Source organism: Pseudomonas sp. C2B4, from assembly GCF_013359695.1.
Taxonomy (GTDB): Bacteria; Pseudomonadota; Gammaproteobacteria; order Pseudomonadales; family Pseudomonadaceae; genus Aquipseudomonas.
The window spans coordinates 47,526-63,634 of the sequence record NZ_JABFMU010000035.1; the positions used below are offsets into that span (position 1 = coordinate 47,526).

General features: G+C 60.0%; 16 protein-coding genes and 1 pseudogene. 8 read left to right on the forward strand and 9 right to left on the reverse strand.

The features are described from left to right. The first annotated feature begins 36 nt into the window (after window positions 1-36). On the forward strand, window positions 37-1,011 hold the full coding sequence (gene cysB / locus HNQ83_RS20625) for an HTH-type transcriptional regulator CysB (protein WP_003183769.1): 975 nt from the start codon (window positions 37-39) through the stop codon (window positions 1,009-1,011). Window positions 1,012-1,026: 15 nt separating this feature from the next. On the opposite strand, the gene HNQ83_RS20630 is transcribed toward cysB, so the two are convergent. Both HNQ83_RS20630 and HNQ83_RS20635 read right to left on the reverse strand, forming a co-directional pair. After that, window positions 1,027-1,509, reverse strand: coding sequence for a GreA/GreB family elongation factor (locus tag HNQ83_RS20630; RefSeq protein ID WP_175390639.1), 483 nt, complete (start codon window positions 1,507-1,509; stop codon window positions 1,027-1,029). 2 nt (window positions 1,510-1,511) lie between these two features. Then, window positions 1,512-1,922 (reverse strand): hypothetical protein, encoded by a 411-nt coding sequence (locus tag HNQ83_RS20635; RefSeq protein WP_175390640.1) that lies wholly within the window; start codon window positions 1,920-1,922, stop codon window positions 1,512-1,514. Between the two features lie 124 nt (window positions 1,923-2,046). Between HNQ83_RS20635 and earP the strand changes: the two genes are divergently transcribed. Both earP and HNQ83_RS20645 read left to right on the forward strand, forming a co-directional pair. Next, entirely contained in the window at window positions 2,047-3,189 is a 1,143-nt protein-coding gene (gene earP, locus HNQ83_RS20640; protein ID WP_175390641.1) for an elongation factor P maturation arginine rhamnosyltransferase EarP, read from the forward strand. A 48-nt stretch (window positions 3,190-3,237) separates the two neighbouring features. Continuing rightward, window positions 3,238-3,807, forward strand: coding sequence for an elongation factor P (locus HNQ83_RS20645; protein WP_137806769.1), 570 nt, complete (start codon window positions 3,238-3,240; stop codon window positions 3,805-3,807). Between the two features lie 176 nt (window positions 3,808-3,983). On the opposite strand, the gene HNQ83_RS20650 is transcribed toward HNQ83_RS20645, so the two are convergent. The 4 genes from HNQ83_RS20650 to HNQ83_RS20665 form a co-directional block, all read right to left on the reverse strand. Next, on the reverse strand, window positions 3,984-4,997 hold the full coding sequence (locus HNQ83_RS20650) for an alpha/beta hydrolase (protein WP_175390642.1): 1,014 nt from the start codon (window positions 4,995-4,997) through the stop codon (window positions 3,984-3,986). Between the two features lie 36 nt (window positions 4,998-5,033). Beyond that, window positions 5,034-5,453: an organic hydroperoxide resistance protein gene (locus HNQ83_RS20655; RefSeq protein ID WP_027613448.1), complete on the reverse strand. Its 420-nt coding sequence runs from the start codon at window positions 5,451-5,453 to the stop codon at window positions 5,034-5,036. A 347-nt stretch (window positions 5,454-5,800) separates the two neighbouring features. Further along, a complete protein-coding gene (locus tag HNQ83_RS20660; RefSeq protein WP_175390643.1) occupies window positions 5,801-6,262 on the reverse strand; it encodes a MarR family winged helix-turn-helix transcriptional regulator in 462 nt (153 codons plus the stop codon). A 68-nt stretch (window positions 6,263-6,330) separates the two neighbouring features. After that, window positions 6,331-7,287 carry a LysR family transcriptional regulator gene (locus HNQ83_RS20665; protein WP_175390644.1) on the reverse strand — a complete coding sequence of 319 codons (957 nt, stop codon included), beginning with the start codon at window positions 7,285-7,287 and terminating at the stop codon, window positions 6,331-6,333. A gap of 126 nt (window positions 7,288-7,413) precedes the next feature. On the opposite strand from HNQ83_RS20665, the gene HNQ83_RS20670 reads away from it, so the two are divergent. Then, on the forward strand, window positions 7,414-8,148 hold the full coding sequence (locus tag HNQ83_RS20670) for a sulfite exporter TauE/SafE family protein (protein WP_178132050.1): 735 nt from the start codon (window positions 7,414-7,416) through the stop codon (window positions 8,146-8,148). Here HNQ83_RS20670 and HNQ83_RS20675 read toward each other — a convergent pair. Beyond that, window positions 8,138-8,992, reverse strand: coding sequence for a LysR substrate-binding domain-containing protein (locus tag HNQ83_RS20675; protein WP_175390646.1), 855 nt, complete (start codon window positions 8,990-8,992; stop codon window positions 8,138-8,140). The two genes, HNQ83_RS20670 and HNQ83_RS20675, sit on opposite strands and share 11 nt — an antisense overlap. 95 nt (window positions 8,993-9,087) lie before the next feature. On the opposite strand from HNQ83_RS20675, the gene HNQ83_RS20680 reads away from it, so the two are divergent. Both HNQ83_RS20680 and HNQ83_RS20685 read left to right on the forward strand, forming a co-directional pair. Next, the gene (locus HNQ83_RS20680; protein ID WP_175390647.1) at window positions 9,088-9,303 is read left to right on the forward strand and encodes a DUF1127 domain-containing protein; all 216 of its coding nucleotides are present in this window, start codon (window positions 9,088-9,090) and stop codon (window positions 9,301-9,303) included. Window positions 9,304-9,367: 64 nt separating this feature from the next. Then, entirely contained in the window at window positions 9,368-10,597 is a 1,230-nt protein-coding gene (locus HNQ83_RS20685) for a winged helix-turn-helix domain-containing protein (protein ID WP_175390648.1), read from the forward strand. 96 nt (window positions 10,598-10,693) lie between these two features. Here the strand turns inward: HNQ83_RS20685 and HNQ83_RS20690 are convergent, their stop codons facing one another. Next, entirely contained in the window at window positions 10,694-12,040 is a 1,347-nt protein-coding gene (locus tag HNQ83_RS20690) for a class II 3-deoxy-7-phosphoheptulonate synthase (RefSeq protein ID WP_175390649.1), read from the reverse strand. A gap of 160 nt (window positions 12,041-12,200) precedes the next feature. Between HNQ83_RS20690 and HNQ83_RS20695 the strand changes: the two genes are divergently transcribed. Beyond that, window positions 12,201-12,956 carry a spermidine synthase gene (locus HNQ83_RS20695; protein ID WP_175390650.1) on the forward strand — a complete coding sequence of 252 codons (756 nt, stop codon included), beginning with the start codon at window positions 12,201-12,203 and terminating at the stop codon, window positions 12,954-12,956. A 109-nt stretch (window positions 12,957-13,065) separates the two neighbouring features. Here HNQ83_RS20695 and HNQ83_RS20700 read toward each other — a convergent pair whose 3' ends face one another. Next, window positions 13,066-13,857, reverse strand: coding sequence for a crotonase/enoyl-CoA hydratase family protein (locus HNQ83_RS20700; RefSeq protein WP_175390651.1), 792 nt, complete (start codon window positions 13,855-13,857; stop codon window positions 13,066-13,068). 386 nt (window positions 13,858-14,243) lie between these two features. Between HNQ83_RS20700 and HNQ83_RS20705 the strand changes: the two are divergent. Further along, window positions 14,244-15,951: pseudogene (locus HNQ83_RS20705) on the forward strand (DEAD/DEAH box helicase). Window positions 15,952-16,109: the final 158 nt, after the last annotated feature.

A 16,109-nucleotide genomic window follows, 5' to 3' on the forward strand; every position in this document is an offset into this window, starting at 1 on the left:
GATGCCCGTGGCGTCTATCTGCTTTGAGGGATTCATATGAAGCTTCAACAATTGCGCTACATCTGGGAAGTGGCGCACCACGACCTCAACGTTTCCGCTACAGCCCAAAGCCTCTACACCTCGCAACCGGGCATCAGCAAACAGATCCGCCTGCTGGAAGATGAACTGGGCGTCGAGGTCTTCGCCCGCAGCGGCAAGCACCTGACCCGCGTCACCCCGGCCGGCGAGCGCATCATCACCACCGCTGGCGAGATCCTGCGCAAGGTTGAAAGCATCAAGCAGATCGCCCAGGAGTTCTCCAACGAGAAGAAAGGCACCCTGTCGATCGCCACCACCCACACCCAGGCGCGTTATGCCTTGCCACCGGTGATCAGCAATTTCATCAAGCAGTACCCGGATGTTGCCCTGCACATGCACCAGGGTTCACCGATGCAGATCGCCGAAATGGCCGCTGACGGCACCGTGGATTTCGCCATCGCCACTGAAGCCCTGGAACTGTTCGGCGACCTGGTGATGATGCCGTGCTATCGCTGGAACCGCTGTGTGGTGGTGCCTCAGGGGCACCCGCTGACCAAACTGCCGAAGTTGACCCTCGAAGCCCTGGCCGAGTACCCGATCGTGACTTACGTGTTCGGTTTCACCGGCCGTTCGAAACTCGACGAAGCCTTCAGCCACCGTGGCCTGACGCCGAAAGTGGTGTTCACCGCCGCCGACGCCGACGTGATCAAGACCTATGTTCGCCTGGGCCTGGGTGTCGGCATCGTGGCGAAAATGGCGGTGGATACCAAACTCGACAATGACCTGGTGGTGCTTGATGCCAGCGAGCTGTTCGAATCCAGCGTGACCAAGATCGGCTTCCGTCGCGGCACGTTCCTGCGTGGTTTCATGTGCGATTTCATCGAGAAGTTCGCGCCGCACCTGACCCGCGAAGTCATGGCCAAGGCCATCCAGTGCCACAACAAGCAGGAACTGGAAGAGCTGTTCGACGGTGTCGAACTGCCGGTTCATTGATCGGAAAACAGCGGTCTAGATCACCTCGGTGACAGCAAACTGTTGCCGAGCGCCCGCCACCAGAATCTCCACCTCATCGCCTTCGAACTTGCCCAGCAGGCCTTTGCCCAGCGGTGAGCGCGGGGTGATGACGGTAATGGTTTGCCCCACCAGATCGACCTTCAGGCCCGCCGCATCCGGCGCCAGAAACAGCCACTGTTCGCGACCCTTTTCGTCTTCCAGGCCGAGCAACGCGCCGACTTCAATACCGCGCTGGTCGTCAAAGGGACGCAGGATCAGGTTTTGGCAAAGCGCCAGCGACTGCCTGATTTCTTCGACGCGCCTGGCCTGTCCGGCCGCGAGATAGGACGCCTCCAGACCCAGCGTGTCGTACTTGTTTTCGGCGATGTTCTCTTCGTGGGTCGCGGTTTCGTAAGCGGTCTGCGCAGCGCGCTCGGCGATGTCGAGGTCGATGCGTAGCTTGTCGAGAATCAGTTGGTGGACAGTCTGTTTGTTCATGATCAATCGCAGAATTGCAGGACATTGGCGCGACTTTTTTCGCTCGGTGCCGTCTGGTCCTGTTGCAGCCAGAACTGGCATTTGGGGTTCGACAGATTACGGTTGCTGCTGCGTGCCTGATCCAGGCGTTGCGCCTGCTCGTTCTTGCGCAGGTTCTCTTCGTATTGTTCGAACAAGGGGCTCTGGGGCGGAATATCCGGCACGGGTTGCGTCACGACCGGCGGTTTGGCCAGTTGCTCCACGGCGGTGGCAACCGGTGCCAATTGTTCGTTGAAGAACAGGCGAGCGACAAGCCAGCAGGTCAATGCAATAGCGATGAACCCTAGCCACAATCCGAGGGCAATACTGCCGGTCAGTTGCACGGCGTTGAGCTGGATGGGCAGCGGGCGGCGCGGGTTGGGGCGGTAGGGCATGGCTGCCTCCTGGCGGTGGGTCGCGGGCAAGTGGCGATTGTCGCATGAAGATTAATCGCCGTCGGCTCTTCTGCACGGGGTAATTTATGCGGACAATCGCTGCCTTTGCCAACGGGAGCCTGGAATGCCTGAATTGAAAACCCGCTGGGATATTTTTTGCACCGTGGTCGACAACTACGGTGACATCGGCGTGACCTGGCGTCTGGCCCGGCAACTGGTTGCCGAACATGGGGTCGCGGTGCGGTTGTGGGTCGATGACCTGCGTGCCTTCGAGCGCATGTGTCCGCAAATCGATATCCATCTCTCGCAGCAATGGCAGCAGGGTGTCGAGGTCCGTCACTGGGCGGGCGACTGGCAGCCCGTTGAAGCCGCGGACGTAGTGATCGCCGCGTTCGCGTGCCAACTGCCGGGGGCTTACATGGACGCCATGGCTGAGCGGGAACAAACGCCGCTGTGGATGAACCTTGATTACCTGAGTGCCGAGGACTGGGTAATCGGCTGCCACGGTTTGCCGTCGGTGAAATACAGGCACGTGCAGAAGTTCTTCTTCTTTCCCGGGTTCCAGAAAGGCACGGGTGGCCTGTTGCGTGAACGTGGATTGCTGGAGCGCCGCAGGCAGTTTCAGCAAAACCCCGAGGCACAGCGAGCGTTCCTGCAAGGTTTGGGGGTCGATCGTGCGCCAGATGCGCAGCTGATCTCACTGTTTGCCTACGAAAATGCCGGGCTGGCCAGTTGGCTGGATGCACTGGCGAGCGATTCGACACCCACCCACCTGCTGGTGCCGGAAGGGCGGATTCTCGGCGACGTCGAGCGTTGGATTGGAGTCAGTGGACTGGCGGCCGGTGCGTTGCATGTGCGCAATGCCCTGACGGTGCAAGTGCTGCCGTTCGTCCAACAAGACCAGTATGACCCGTTGCTGTGGTGCTGCGATTTCAACGCCGTGCGCGGTGAAGACTCCTTTGTCCGTGCCCAGTGGGCGGGCCGACCGTTGCTCTGGCACATCTATCAGCAGGAGGAAGATGTCCATCTGGACAAACTTGAAGCTTTCCTCGCGCTGTATGTGAGCAGCCTGTCGGAACCCGCGCGCGAGGCGATCAGCGGTCTTTGGCGGGCGTGGAATGCCGGTGACAATATGACAGACCATTGGCAATCCACTCGCAAACACTGGCCGGAACTGCAAAAACACGCCGAGACGTGGTGTCTGGAACAGGCCTCGCAGGCCGATCTTGCCGCAGCGCTGGTACAGTTTTATGTAAATTGGCTATGATACGCGGCCTAGATTTTTGTAAATCCCATCCAAATTCGGATATTCGCAATGAAAACTGGTAAAGAACTCAAACCCGGTACCGTGATCCGTATCGACAACGACCCTTGGCTGGTTCAGAAAGCTGAATTCACCAAGTCCGGTCGTAACAGCGCGATCATGAAGACCAAGCTGAAAAACCTGCTGACCGGCTACAAGACCGAAACCGTATACGGCGCGGACGACAAGCTGGATGACGTGATCCTGGATCGCAAAGAAGCGACCCTGTCCTTCATCAGCGGTGACTCCTACACGTTCATGGACACCACCGACTACACCATGTACGAGCTGAACGCCGAAGACATCGAAAGCGTTCTGCCGTTCATCGAAGAAGGCATGACCGACGTTTGCGAAGCCGTGTTCTTCGAAGGCCGCCTGGTTTCCGTAGAGCTGCCGACCACCATCGTGCGTCAGGTTGACTACACCGAAGGTTCCGCTCGTGGCGACACTTCCGGCAAGGTAATGAAGCCTGCCAAACTGAAGAACGGTACCGAGCTGTCGGTTGCTGACTTCATCAATATCGGCGACATGATCGAGATTGATACCCGCGAAGGCGGTTCCTACAAAGGCCGTGCTAAATAAGCACTGCTTCAGGAATGAAAAAGCCCGACCATTGAGTCGGGCTTTTTTGTGCCTGTCTGAATCTACGATGAACCCTTGTGGGAGCGAGCCTGCTCGCGAAGTGGCGTGTCAGGCAACGATGATGTGTTTGGCAAACCGCATTCGCGAGCAGGCTCGCTCCCACAGGGGGTACTGCGTTATTTCTTCAGGTGCTGCTTGAGCTCTTCGGACGCTTGCAACATCGCCGAACGCACTGCCGGGACCTGACTCACTACGTTGAGCAAACCATAGTCGTGGATCATGCCGTTGTAGCGAACCGAGGTCACCGGCACGCCGGCTTCGTCGAGTTTGCGGGCGTAGGCCTCGCCTTCGTCGCGCAGTACGTCGGCTTCGGCGGTCTGCACCAACGCAGGTGGCAGCCCCTTGAGTTGCGCAGGGGTGGCCCGCAGCGGCGAGGCGTAGATCTCGTTACGTTGCTTGGCGTCGGTGGTGTAGTTGTCCCAGAACCACTTCATCATGTTACGGGTCAGGAAGTGGCCTTCGGCATACTGGTTATACGAACCGGTTTCGAAGTTGGCATCGGTCACCGGCCACAGCAGTACCTGGAACTTGATCGCTGGTGTGCCTTTGTCTTTGGCCATCAGCGCGACCACAGCCGCCATGTTGCCGCCGACGCTGTTGCCGGCCACGGCCAGGCGCTTGCCATCGACATTGATCTCTTTACCGTGCTCGGCCACCCACTTGGTGGCGGCATAAGCCTGGTTGATTGCCACCGGGTAATGCGCTTCCGGCGAAGGGGTGTAGTTGACGAAAACCGCCGCCGCCCCCGAGCCCGCCACCAGGTCACGAACCAGTCGCTCGTGGGTCGGGAAGTCTCCCAATACCCAGCCACCGCCGTGGAAGAACATGAACACCGGCAACTCACCCTTGACCCCGGCTGGCCGGACGATGGTCAGGCTCAGCGGTTGGCCATCGACCTGGATGGTCTTCTCGCTGACGTCGGCTTTTGGCAGCGTCAGCTTCACCCCGGACTGCGCGCCTACCAGCACGGCGCGGGCATCTTTGGGTGTCATCTGTTCCATCGGTTTGCCGGTGCCGGCATTCAGCACATCGAGGAATGCCTGGGTGTTGTGTTCAACGTCGCCGGCAAATGCGCTGTGGACGGACAGGGCGAGAAGGGTACCGGTCAAGACTTTGCTGAAAGTGTTCATGTTCATTTCCTGTTCGGGCCTGAGTGGATGACAGCGTTAGACGGTGACGTGCAGACGCACATCGACGTTGCCGCGGGTGGCGTTGGAGTACGGGCAGACCTGGTGGGCTGCGTCGACCAGGGTTTGTGCATCCGCTTGTTCAAGGCCCGGCAGGCTGATGTGCAGGTCGATGTCCAGACCGAAACCACCAGGGATCTGGCCGATGCCGACATGGGCAGTGATCGAGGCGTCGTCCGGGATTTTGCGTTTGGTCTGGCTGGCGACGAATTTCAGGGCGCCGATGAAGCAGGCGGAGTAGCCGGCTGCGAACAGTTGCTCAGGGTTGGTCGCCGCGCCGCCAGCACCGCCGAGTTCTTTCGGGGTGGCGAGTTTGACGTCGAGAATGTTGTCACTGGAAATCGCACGACCGTCACGGCCACCGGTGGAAGTTGCGATTGCGGTGTAGAGAGTTTGCATGGTGAAGGCCTCGTTCTGGGTTTGATTGTGCTGCGCTAAATGTTTGCGCGTTAAGTAAGTGCGAGGTGAATGTATCGCGCTAATATTTAGTGCGCAAGATAAATTTTGAAAAAATCTGAGATGAAGCGATAGCCGACTGGCTGGATTGGCTTGGGAGTCTTGGATTAGAGCTTCGGAGAAGGTTTAAAAATTTTTTGGAAGGGGACGATTTTTTTCAACACGCCGCAGGACAAATGTGGGAGCGGGCCTGCTCGCGAATGCGGTGCGCCAGCCAGCACCCATGCTGAATGTGACAGTGTATTCGTCGTAACGCCGCCCGGAGCCGGCTCGCTCCCACAGGGGGGGAGTTAGAGGCTGTCCTGCAAATGCCGACGCAGTTCTTGCAGCTCTGCCTGCAGTTTTTGCAGCCGCTCCAGCGTCATCCCGCTGGCGCCGAGGATGCACTGGGGAATGCCCCGCGCCTTGTCGCGCAAGGCGCGGCCCTGCTCAGTGAGTTCGATGATCACCACGCGCTCGTCTTCACGGCTGCGGGTGCGGCTGAGGACACCCTCGGCTTCCAGGCGCTTGAGCAAGGGCGTGAGCGAACCGGGATCGGTCAACAGGCGAGCGCTGATTTCGCCGACGGTCAAGCCGTCCTGTTCCCACAGCACCATCATGGCCAGGTACTGTGGATAAGTCAGGCCCAGAGCCTGCAACAGTGGCTTGTAGACCTTGGTCATCATCAACGAAGTGGAATGCAGGGCGAAGCAGGCCTGATTGTCCAGCAGCAGGTCGTCGCAGTTGTCCGGGGTGTCGCGCTCGGTGGTCATTTCAAAGCCTTGATCTGTGATGTCATGAATCTAGCGGGCAAATCTTTAATGCACCACACAATTCTGGACTAGTGGTGGCCCAGATGGGTTTGCAGTACCAGATCCCACGGTGGGATCGGGCTGAAGCGGGTTTTCAGGTATTCCAGCAACAGGCGGCTGCGGGAGTTGGGCTGCTGCTCCAGACGCAAAGCGTAGATTCCGGCGCTTTCCGGATTGGGCAGGCCGTTTTCGCAAAACAGTGGCAGCAGTTCGCCGCGCAGAAGGTATTCGCTGGCCAGCCAGGTCGGCAAGTGCGCGATGCCCAAACCCGCCAGCGCTCCGCAGACCAGTGCTTCGGCATTATTGGCGCTCATGCGGATGCGCGAGGGCCGATGCAGTTGCATCCGGCCTTCCTGTTCGAAGCGCCAGGCGAACGGCGGCGCCAATCCATCCCAGTCGAGGCCGTCGTGTTCGGTCAGCTGCGCCGGATCGTTCGGCACACCGCGGCGTTGCAGATAATCGGGGCTGGCGCAGGCAATGCGCACCATACTCGCCAACGGTGTGGCCACCAGTCGGGTGTCGGCCAATTGCCCGGCGCGCAAGACCAGATCGACCTTGCCCAGGTTCAAGCCCTGCATGTCGACAAAGCTGTCGATCAGGTGCAGTTGCACGTCGAGGCCAGGGTAGAGCATCAGAAAGTCGGCAATCACCGGCGCCAGATGCCGTCGACCGAACGCCGCCGGCGCATCGACCCGAATCAAGCCCTCCGGTGCACTGCTGAGCGACACCGCTTCGGCCCTGGCCAGGCGCAATTCGGCGACGATCCGCCGCGCCCTTTCGGCAAACGCCAGACCCGCCGGGGTGGCGCGAACCGCATGGGTGCTGCGAATGAACAACTGGCTGCCGACGGCACTTTCCAGGCTATCGATTCGCCGTGCGACTGCCGAAGGGGTCAGGGGATGGCGACGTGAGGCGGCGGAAAAACTGCCGGTTTCCAGTACGTCCAGAAACAGGCCCAGTTGGTCGGTCAGTTGATTGGGATTCATGGATGGCTCATTGCCTATGCGAGTTTGGCACAGCCATTGTGCGTTGCTGTGCGTTTCCGTGCCAGAACCATCTGCGTAGGATGAAAGGCCTGATGTGAAGGGGAAGTCGCTGTGATTGAGTTTTTGATGTATCTGGTCTTTGGCGCTGCCTTGGGAACCCTCGGCGGCATCTTCGGTATCGGTGGCGGCTTGATCGCCATTCCTCTGTTGGGCGTGCTCTGTGGTCTCGATCAGCAGATTGCCCAAGGGACTGCGCTGGTAATGGTGGTGCCGAACGTGATGTTGGCGCTATGGCGTTATCACCAGCGCAACCGCATCGAACTCAGGCATGCGCTGCCACTGGCTTCCATGGGTTTCTGCTTTGCCTGGATCGGTTCGATCTGGGCGGTAGGTATTGACGCGCAAACCATGCGCCTGGGTTTCGTCGCCTTCCTGGTCGCACTCTCGGCTTACAACCTGATGCGCATGTTCCTGGCCAGCGCACCGGCGTCAGCGCAGATGAACTATTCGTGGCCCTGGCTGGGTGTGCTTGGTGCGGCGTCCGGCACCATGGGCGGTTTGTTCGGTGTGGGCGGGGCCGTGGTGGCGACGCCAGTGCTGACCAGCGTGTTCGGCACCACCCAAGTGGTTGCCCAGGGCCTGTCGTTGGCGTTGGCGCTACCGAGCACCGGCGTCACCCTGGCCACCTATGCCGTGCACCATCAGGTGCACTGGATGATTGGCGTGCCATTGGCGGTCGGTGGCCTGATGAGCATCAGTTGGGGCGTGAAGATCGCCCACGCCATGCCGGAACGGGTATTGCGCGCGCTGTTCTGCGGATTCCTGGTGCTCTGCGCGGTAATGCTCGCCTTTAAAGTTTGAAACCTTCGATGATGTGTTCCGCCAGGCATTCGGTGATGGGGGAGGGGTTGTGCAGGTTGCGCACCAGCATGATGCTGGCCTCGGGCAATACGGGCAGGTCTTCGGCTTCACCGAGGATGCGCATGTCCGACGTGACCAGGCTTTCCAGCTGTGCGGTCACCGCCAGGCCGGCACTGACCACCGCCATGATCGCCGACAGGCTGTCACTGTTGTAGGCCACGCGATAATCGCGGCCCATGGCATCCAGGGCATTGCAGGCCCACAAGCGGCAGAAGCAATCGCTGTTGAACATCGCCAGTGGCAACGGCGTTTGCTCGTGGGCGCTGTAGCATTGCGCCTCGGCCCAGACAAAACGTTCCTTGCGCAACAACTGGCCGATTTCGCTACCCGGTTCGCGGGTGACGATGGTCAGGTCCAGATCCTGGCGCAACAGCAATTGTTTTGATGATTCGCAGTGCACCTCGATCTGGATCAGTGGGTAGGTCTGGGCGAATCGACGCAGAATTCCCGGCAGAAAACGCATCACGTAGTCATCCGGCGTGCCGATACGCACCATGCCGACCATGTGCGGCTCACGCAGGGTGTTGAACACCTCACTGTGCAGCTTGAGGATGCGCCGGGCGTACCCGAGCAGTACCTGGCCCTCCGCCGTCAGCCGCACTTGCCGGCCGTCGCGCTGGAACAATTGCCGCTGCAACACATCTTCTTCCAGCCGCTTCATCTGCATGCTCACGGCTGACTGGGTGCGATTGACCTGTTCGCCAGCGCGGGTAAAGCCGCCCTGGTCGGCGATGGCGACGAAGGTGCGCAGGACTTCGGTGTCGATACTCGGGTAGGCAGACATTCATCAATCTCCGAGATATGTGACATCAGAAACATTCGTTGGATTGATCTTAGCGCTGGCGAGAAACTTGAGCCATCCAAACGGAGGGCAACAAGATGAAAGGTCAACATGAACATCAAGCCGTAGAAAAACACTCCATCCATCTGGTATCCGATCTGCTGCATAAATTCAGCCGGTGGTACGAGCTTCACCGGGAACGCGAGTTGCTGGCGAGTTTGAGCGACGAAGCGCTGAAGGACATCGGCATGAGTCGTGCCGACGTGGAGTACGAATCGGTCAAACCATTCTGGAATGACCCGATGCACAAATGAGCAATACACAACTACACAAACCGACTTTCGGTGAGGTAGGTTGCGAGCAGACAAGGAGATGCTCATGCCCGCAACACAGTCCTTTTCCCTTAAACAGGCTCGGCGTCTGGCGCTGGCTGCCCAAGGATTCAACGGGCGCCAGCCGCCAGCGTCAGTCAAACCCGTTCAACTCAACCGTCTGATCGAGCGGCTGGGCATTCTGCAGATCGACTCCGTCAACGCCGTGGTGCGTTCGCACTACCTTCCGCTGTTTTCCCGTCTCGGCAATTACTCATCCGAGCTGCTCGACCAAGCGGCCTGGAGTCAGGGCCGGCGTCGCACGTTGTTTGAATATTGGGGGCATGAAGCCTCTCTGCTGCCCTTGTCGATGTACCCCTTGATGCGTTGGCGCATGCAGCGGGCGATGCGGGGCGAAGATATCTATCAACAACTGGCGCAATTCGGTCGTGAGCAGCAGGACACAATTCGCCGGGTATTGGCGTGTGTTCAGGAACAGGGCGCGCTCGGCGCCGGCAGCCTGTCGACTCGCCAGGAGCGAGCAGGCCCGTGGTGGGACTGGAGCGCGGAAAAGCATGCGCTGGAATGGTTGTTCGCAGCAGGAGAAGTGACCGTCGCTGGCCGGCGCGGCTTCGAGCGGCTCTATGACTTGCCGGAACGGGTGATCCCCTCGGCCATCCTGGCGCAACCCTGGCTCAGTGAGGCCGAGGCGCAGCGCGGGTTGTTGCTGCATGCCGCGACAGCCTTGGGTGTGGGCACCGAGAAAGACTTGCGCGACTACTTCCGTTTGAATCCCGCTGACAGTCGACCGCGTCTGGAGGAGTTGGTCGAGGCGGGCGAACTGCTGTCCTGCGAGGTCCAGGGCTGGCGTCAACCGGCGTATTGCCTGCCCGAGCCCAAGGTACCGCGCAAGGTCGAGGCCAGTGCGCTGCTTTCACCTTTCGATTCACTGATCTGGGAGCGCAGTCGCACCGAGCGCCTGTTCGATTTTCGCTATCGGCTGGAGATTTACACGCCGTCGCATAAGCGGGTCTATGGCTATTACGTCTTGCCGTTTTTGCACAATGAACGGATTGCCGCACGGGTCGATCTGCGCGCCGAACGGGCAGCGGGACGCCTGGCGGTGCATGCCGTGCATGAGGAAGAGCGGGGGCTGGATGACGAGGGGATGCTGGCACTGGCGGTCAATCTGCGGCGGATGGCGGATTGGTTGGGGCTTGAGCGGGTTCAGTTGAATTGCCCGCGGGAGAGTGCGGCTAGGTTGCGGGTGGCATTGGCGCAGATGGGCGGTGACTGAACTGACGTCTTCGCGAGCAGGCTCGCTCCCACAGGTGGCCCTGGAGAACGCGGTCCAATGTGGGAGCGAGCCTGCTCGCGAAGGGGGCACCGCGATTTAGCGGCGAACCTGCTTCAGGGTTTCAGCAATGAGGAACGCCAACTCCAGCGACTGATCAGCATTCATCCGCGGGTCGCAATGGGTGTGATACCGATCCGACAAACCGTCTTCGGTAATCGGCCGCGCCCCGCCAATGCATTCAGTAACATTCTGCCCGGTCATCTCGATGTGAATGCCACCGGCATAACTGCCTTCGGCTTCGTGCACCTGGAAGAACTGCTTCACTTCGCCGAGGATCTGTGCGAAATCGCGGGTCTTGTAGCCGCTGCTGGCCTTGATGGTATTGCCGTGCATCGGGTCCGAACTCCACAGCACTTTCTTGCCTTCACGCTGTACGGCACGGATCAGTTGCGGCAGGTGATCGCCGACCTTGTTTGCGCCCATCCGCGCAATCAGGTTCAGGCGGCCCGGATCGTTGTCCGGGTTGAGAATGTCGATCAGGCGGATCAGGTCATCGGTGTTCATGCTCGGGCCGACCTTGACCCCGATCGGGTTGTTGACTCCGCGCAGGAATTCGACGTGAGCACCGTCGAGCTGACGGGTGCGATCACCGATCCACAACATATGGGCCGAGCAATCGTAGTAATCGTTGGTCAGGCTGTCGCGACGGACGAAGGCTTCTTCGTAGTTCAGCAGTAGTGCTTCGTGGGCGGTGAAGAAGCTGGTCTCGCGCAACTGCGGCGAGCTGTCCATGCCGCAAGCACGCATGAAGGCCAGTGTTTCATCGATTCGGTCGGCCAGGTGGCTGTACTTTTCCGCCAGCGCCGAGTTGGCGATGAAGTCCAGGTTCCACTTGTGCACCTGATGCAGGTCGGCAAACCCGCCCTGGGCGAAGGCGCGCAACAGGTTCAGTGTAGCGGTGGACTGGTGGTAGGACTGCAGCAGGCGTTCCGGGTCCGGCACACGGCTTTTTTCGTCGAAACCGATGCCGTTGACGATGTCGCCACGGTAGGCCGGCAAGGTCACGCCGTCGATGGTCTCGTCGTTGGCTGAGCGCGGCTTGGCGAACTGCCCGGCCATGCGTCCGACCTTGACCACCGGACAGCCGGCTGCAAACGTCATGACAATCGCCATTTGCAGCAGCACCTTGAAGGTGTCGCGGATTTTCGCGGCGGAGAACTCGGCGAAGCTTTCGGCGCAGTCGCCGCCCTGCAGCAGGAATGCGCGGCCCTGGGTCACTTCTGCAAACTGACGACGCAATTCCCGGGCTTCACCGGCAAACACCAGCGGCGGATAACTGGCCAGGGTTTGCTCGACGTGCTGCAAGTGCGCCATGTCGGGGTATTGGGGTTGTTGCTGGATCGGCAGGGCGCGCCAGCTGTCAGGACTCCAGGGTTGGCTCATCGCGGTCTCTAATGTTTTACGCTCGGACAACCATGTTATCAGCAATTAGTGCGTGACCTGTTCCCGAAGCTTGACGGACAATCGCGCGTTTGCCGCTGCTCGCAGCGGTGTGATTGCTGCTGTTTACACGACGCAGGCAAGGTGACGGTCGGGAGACGAAATGACTGAGGAGCGCGTCGAGCATTTGCTCGCCGAGGTGCAGGACGAATTTGGTGTGATCCGCGTGCTGGAAGTGGCCGATTACCGTTTTCTCGAATTCGGTGATGCCATCGAACAAAGTTGCGTGTTCACGGCCGATCCGAGTTGGCTCGAATACGATTACACCCGGGCGATGCTGATCGGCGCGCTGTGCCATGAGCAGCCGGAAAGCGCGCTGTTTCTCGGGCTTGGCGCCGGGACGCTGACCCAGGCCTGCCTCAAGTTCCTGCCGCTGGAAGACGTCGAAGCCATTGAATTGCGCCCTGATGTGCCGCGTCTGGCCATCGAATACCTGGGGTTGGATGACGATCCGCGCCTGTACATCCGCGTGGGCGATGCGCTTGAACTGCTCGACACCGCCGAGTCGGCGGACCTGATTTTTGTCGACCTGTATACCGACGTCGGCCCGGGTGTCGGGCATCTGGCGTGGACCTTCCTGGAAAACTGCCAGAAACGCCTCAATCCGGGTGGCTGGCTGGTGATCAACCAATGGGCCACCGACGACGGCAAGCCACTGGGCGCCGCGTTGCTGCGCGGGCTCTATCACCGGCATTACTGGGAGTTGCCGGTGAAGGAGGGCAACGTGATCCTGATCGTGCCTTCCGACCTGGATCAGGTGCTGGATATGGAGGGCCTGATCGCTCGGGCCGAAGCGCTGGCGCCGCGGTTGGGGTATTCGTTGGATTCGTTGATCAAGGCGATTCGGCCAGCAACTTGATTCGGTGACTGTGAGGGCCTCTTCGCGAGCAGGCTCGCTCCCACAATTGATCGTGATCCAATGTGGGAGCGAGCCTGCTCGCGAAAACTTTCTAACTACCCCTACCGAACTAAAGCCCTTTGAATACGCCGGGCCGCCGCTCCACCAACGACCGCACACCCTCCCGCGCGTCCTCAGTGCTCAGCAACTTCTTCACCAACGCCGGTAACCCCTGCGCTGCAGCGGTTTCCCCTTCATAACGCGCCTGTCGGGCAGACATCAGCGTCGCCTGAACCCCCAGCGGTGCCTGCCGGGCAATTCGCTCGGCCAGCTCGATTGCCCGTGGCAGCAAATCCTCACTCGCCATGACTTCCTGCACCAGCCCCAGGTGCAAGGCGTCATGGGCATCGAATTCGTCCCCCGTCAGCATCCAGCGCATGGCATTGCCCCAGCCGGCCACTTGATGCAGACGCAGCGTGGCGCCGCCGAAAGGAAAAATGCCGCGCTGTACTTCCATTTGCGCGAAGCGGGTATTGCTGGCGCACAGGTTGATATCGGCGGCGAGCATCAATTCGATACCAATGGTCAGGCAGTAGCCTTGAGCAGCGACGATCACGGGTTTGCTGACCCTTGGGCCGGCAAACACGGCCCAAGGGTCGCAACCGCCAGGCGGTGCCTGCCAGCCTTCGGTCAGCGCCGCGCTGGCGCTCACCAGATCCAGTCCGGCAGTGAAATGCTCGCCATGACCAAACACCACCGCCACCCGTGCCTCGCTGTCGGCTTCGAACTCGCCGTAGGCCAGGCTCAGTTCGTTGAGCAGGTCGAGGTCGAAGGCATTGCGTTTGGCGACCCGATCCAGGCCGATCAACAGAACATGGCCGCGCTTTTCACGGCTCACACGGCTGGTGTCGAGCTCTTTCATGGGCATTTCCTCGGGCGCAAAGGGGAGTCGGACCGACGGTCCGTGCGTAAAGGGTGAACCGTTTTAGCGCTATAACCCGCAGGGCCGGGCCTTTGAAAAATAGACGCTCGTGCGATTATCCGCAAAGCCTGTGACAGAACGCCGTACATGGGTGTTTTGCGTTAAAAAAAGACTCCCTTTTTCGGCAATTTCCGGTATAGTGCGCGCCGGCCTTTAGCCGGGCCGCGTTTAGGTAGAGCAATTCCCCGAAGTCAGCTTCGGCTGCACGTCCGTACTGCGGACTCTTCCTTGACGATTCTTTTCATTCATTCGTTTTCGCAAATCCCCGCCGACAAAGCTGCCAGGGCGACTCTTGAGTCTCAACACGGCATGCGCAGCTTTGGAGCATGGGTCTTTGCGGATGCACTTAGAGGCAGACCCATGACCCAGGAAATCGGCGGCTTCGCCGCTCTTGAACTTCATCCCAATATTGTCGCTGCAGTAGTCGCTACCGGCTATGAAGAGCCTTCGGCCATTCAGCAGCAGTCGATCCCGATCATTCTCGCCGGTCACGATATGATTGGTCAGGCGCAAACCGGTACCGGTAAAACCGCTGCCTTTGCCCTGCCTATCCTGCACCGCATTGATCCGTCCAAGCGCGAGCCGCAAGCTCTGATCCTGGCCCCAACTCGTGAGTTGGCGCTGCAAGTTGCAACCGCTTTCGAAACCTACGCCAAGCAAATGCCGGGCGTGACTGTTGTGGCTGTCTACGGCGGCGCGCCGATGGGCCCACAACTGAAAGCAATCCGTAATGGCGCACAGATCGTTGTCGCCACTCCGGGCCGTCTGTGCGACCACCTGCGTCGCGACGAAAAAGTTCTGGCGACTGTGAACCACCTGGTTCTCGACGAAGCAGACGAAATGCTCAAACTGGGCTTCATGGACGACCTGGAAGTCATCTTCAAGGCCATGCCGGAAACCCGTCAGACCGTATTGTTCTCGGCCACCTTGCCGCAATCGATCCGTGCCATCGCCGAGCGCCACCTGCGCGACCCGAAGCACGTCAAGATCCAGAGCAAGACCCAGACCGTTACCGCGATCGAACAGGCTCACCTGTTGGTTCACGCTGACCAGAAGACTTCTGCCGTTCTCAGCTTGCTGGAAGTGGAAGATTTCGACGCGCTGATCATGTTCGTGCGTACCAAGCAAGCGACCCTGGACCTGGCCAGCGCCCTGGAAGCCAAAGGCTACAAAGCCGCTGCGCTGAACGGTGACATTGCCCAGAACCAGCGTGAGCGCGTGATCGACTCCCTCAAGGATGGCCGTCTGGACATCGTTGTGGCGACCGACGTTGCCGCCCGTGGCCTGGACGTTCCGCGCATCACTCACGTGTTCAACGTTGACATGCCGTACGATCCGGAATCCTACGTTCACCGTATCGGCCGTACCGGCCGTGCCGGTCGCGAAGGTCGCGCACTGCTGCTGGTGACTCCGCGTGAGCGCCGCATGCTGCAAGTGATCGAGCGTGTAACCGGTCAAAAGGTTGCTGAAGTTCGTCTGCCAGACGCTCAAGCCGTTCTGGATGCACGCATCAAGAAGCTGACCAACAGCCTGTCGCCGCTGGTGGCTGACGCCGAATCGACTCACGGTGATCTGCTTGATCGCCTGACCGCCGACATCGGTTGCAGCCCGCGTGCCCTGGCCGCAGCCCTGCTGCGCAAGGCTACCAACGGTCAAGCGCTGAACCTGGCCGCGATCGAGAAAGAGCGTCCGCTGGTGCCGAACAACGCACCGCGTGGCGATCGTCCAGAGCGTTCCGGTGATCGTCCTGAGCGTGGTGACCGTGAGCGTCGTGCACCGATGCCACTGGCTGAAGGTCGTGCCCGTTGCCGTACCGCGCTGGGTGCGCGTGATGGTATCGCTGCCAAGAACCTGCTGGGCGCCATCCTCAATGAAGGTGGTCTGGCGCGTGAAGCCATCGGTCGCATCCAGGTGCGTGACAGCTTCAGCCTCGTCGAGCTGCCGGAAGATGGTCTGGAGCGTCTGCTGACCAAGCTGAAGGACACTCGCGTTGCCGGTAAGCAGTTGAAGCTGCGTCGCTACCGCGAAGATTGATCCGCTCCCGGGCTGATTGATCGAACAAAAAAATCCCCGACTGGTTCGGGGATTTTTTTTGCCTGCTTTTTGCCTTCTAGCCGGTGTTGCGCCCTTCGCGAGCAGGCTCGCTCCCACATTCTATCTGTGGGAGCGAGCCTGCTCGCGAAGGCAGCGAC

What these genes read in the sequence shown, in the direction of transcription:
- cysB (WP_003183769.1), top strand. Translation starts at nt 37, where the DNA reads ATGAAGCTTCAACAATTGCGCTACATCTGGGAAGTGGCGCACCACGAC.
- HNQ83_RS20630 (WP_175390639.1), bottom strand. Translation starts at nt 1,509, where the DNA reads ATGAACAAACAGACTGTCCACCAACTGATTCTCGACAAGCTACGCATC.
- HNQ83_RS20635 (WP_175390640.1), bottom strand. Translation starts at nt 1,922, where the DNA reads ATGCCCTACCGCCCCAACCCGCGCCGCCCGCTGCCCATCCAGCTCAAC.
- earP (WP_175390641.1), top strand. Translation starts at nt 2,047, where the DNA reads ATGCCTGAATTGAAAACCCGCTGGGATATTTTTTGCACCGTGGTCGAC.
- HNQ83_RS20645 (WP_137806769.1), top strand. Translation starts at nt 3,238, where the DNA reads ATGAAAACTGGTAAAGAACTCAAACCCGGTACCGTGATCCGTATCGAC.
- HNQ83_RS20650 (WP_175390642.1), bottom strand. Translation starts at nt 4,997, where the DNA reads ATGAACACTTTCAGCAAAGTCTTGACCGGTACCCTTCTCGCCCTGTCC.
- HNQ83_RS20655 (WP_027613448.1), bottom strand. Translation starts at nt 5,453, where the DNA reads ATGCAAACTCTCTACACCGCAATCGCAACTTCCACCGGTGGCCGTGAC.
- HNQ83_RS20660 (WP_175390643.1), bottom strand. Translation starts at nt 6,262, where the DNA reads ATGACCACCGAGCGCGACACCCCGGACAACTGCGACGACCTGCTGCTG.
- HNQ83_RS20665 (WP_175390644.1), bottom strand. Translation starts at nt 7,287, where the DNA reads ATGAATCCCAATCAACTGACCGACCAACTGGGCCTGTTTCTGGACGTA.
- HNQ83_RS20670 (WP_178132050.1), top strand. Translation starts at nt 7,414, where the DNA reads ATGTATCTGGTCTTTGGCGCTGCCTTGGGAACCCTCGGCGGCATCTTC.
- HNQ83_RS20675 (WP_175390646.1), bottom strand. Translation starts at nt 8,992, where the DNA reads ATGTCTGCCTACCCGAGTATCGACACCGAAGTCCTGCGCACCTTCGTC.
- HNQ83_RS20680 (WP_175390647.1), top strand. Translation starts at nt 9,088, where the DNA reads ATGAAAGGTCAACATGAACATCAAGCCGTAGAAAAACACTCCATCCAT.
- HNQ83_RS20685 (WP_175390648.1), top strand. Translation starts at nt 9,368, where the DNA reads ATGCCCGCAACACAGTCCTTTTCCCTTAAACAGGCTCGGCGTCTGGCG.
- HNQ83_RS20690 (WP_175390649.1), bottom strand. Translation starts at nt 12,040, where the DNA reads ATGAGCCAACCCTGGAGTCCTGACAGCTGGCGCGCCCTGCCGATCCAG.
- HNQ83_RS20695 (WP_175390650.1), top strand. Translation starts at nt 12,201, where the DNA reads ATGACTGAGGAGCGCGTCGAGCATTTGCTCGCCGAGGTGCAGGACGAA.
- HNQ83_RS20700 (WP_175390651.1), bottom strand. Translation starts at nt 13,857, where the DNA reads ATGAAAGAGCTCGACACCAGCCGTGTGAGCCGTGAAAAGCGCGGCCAT.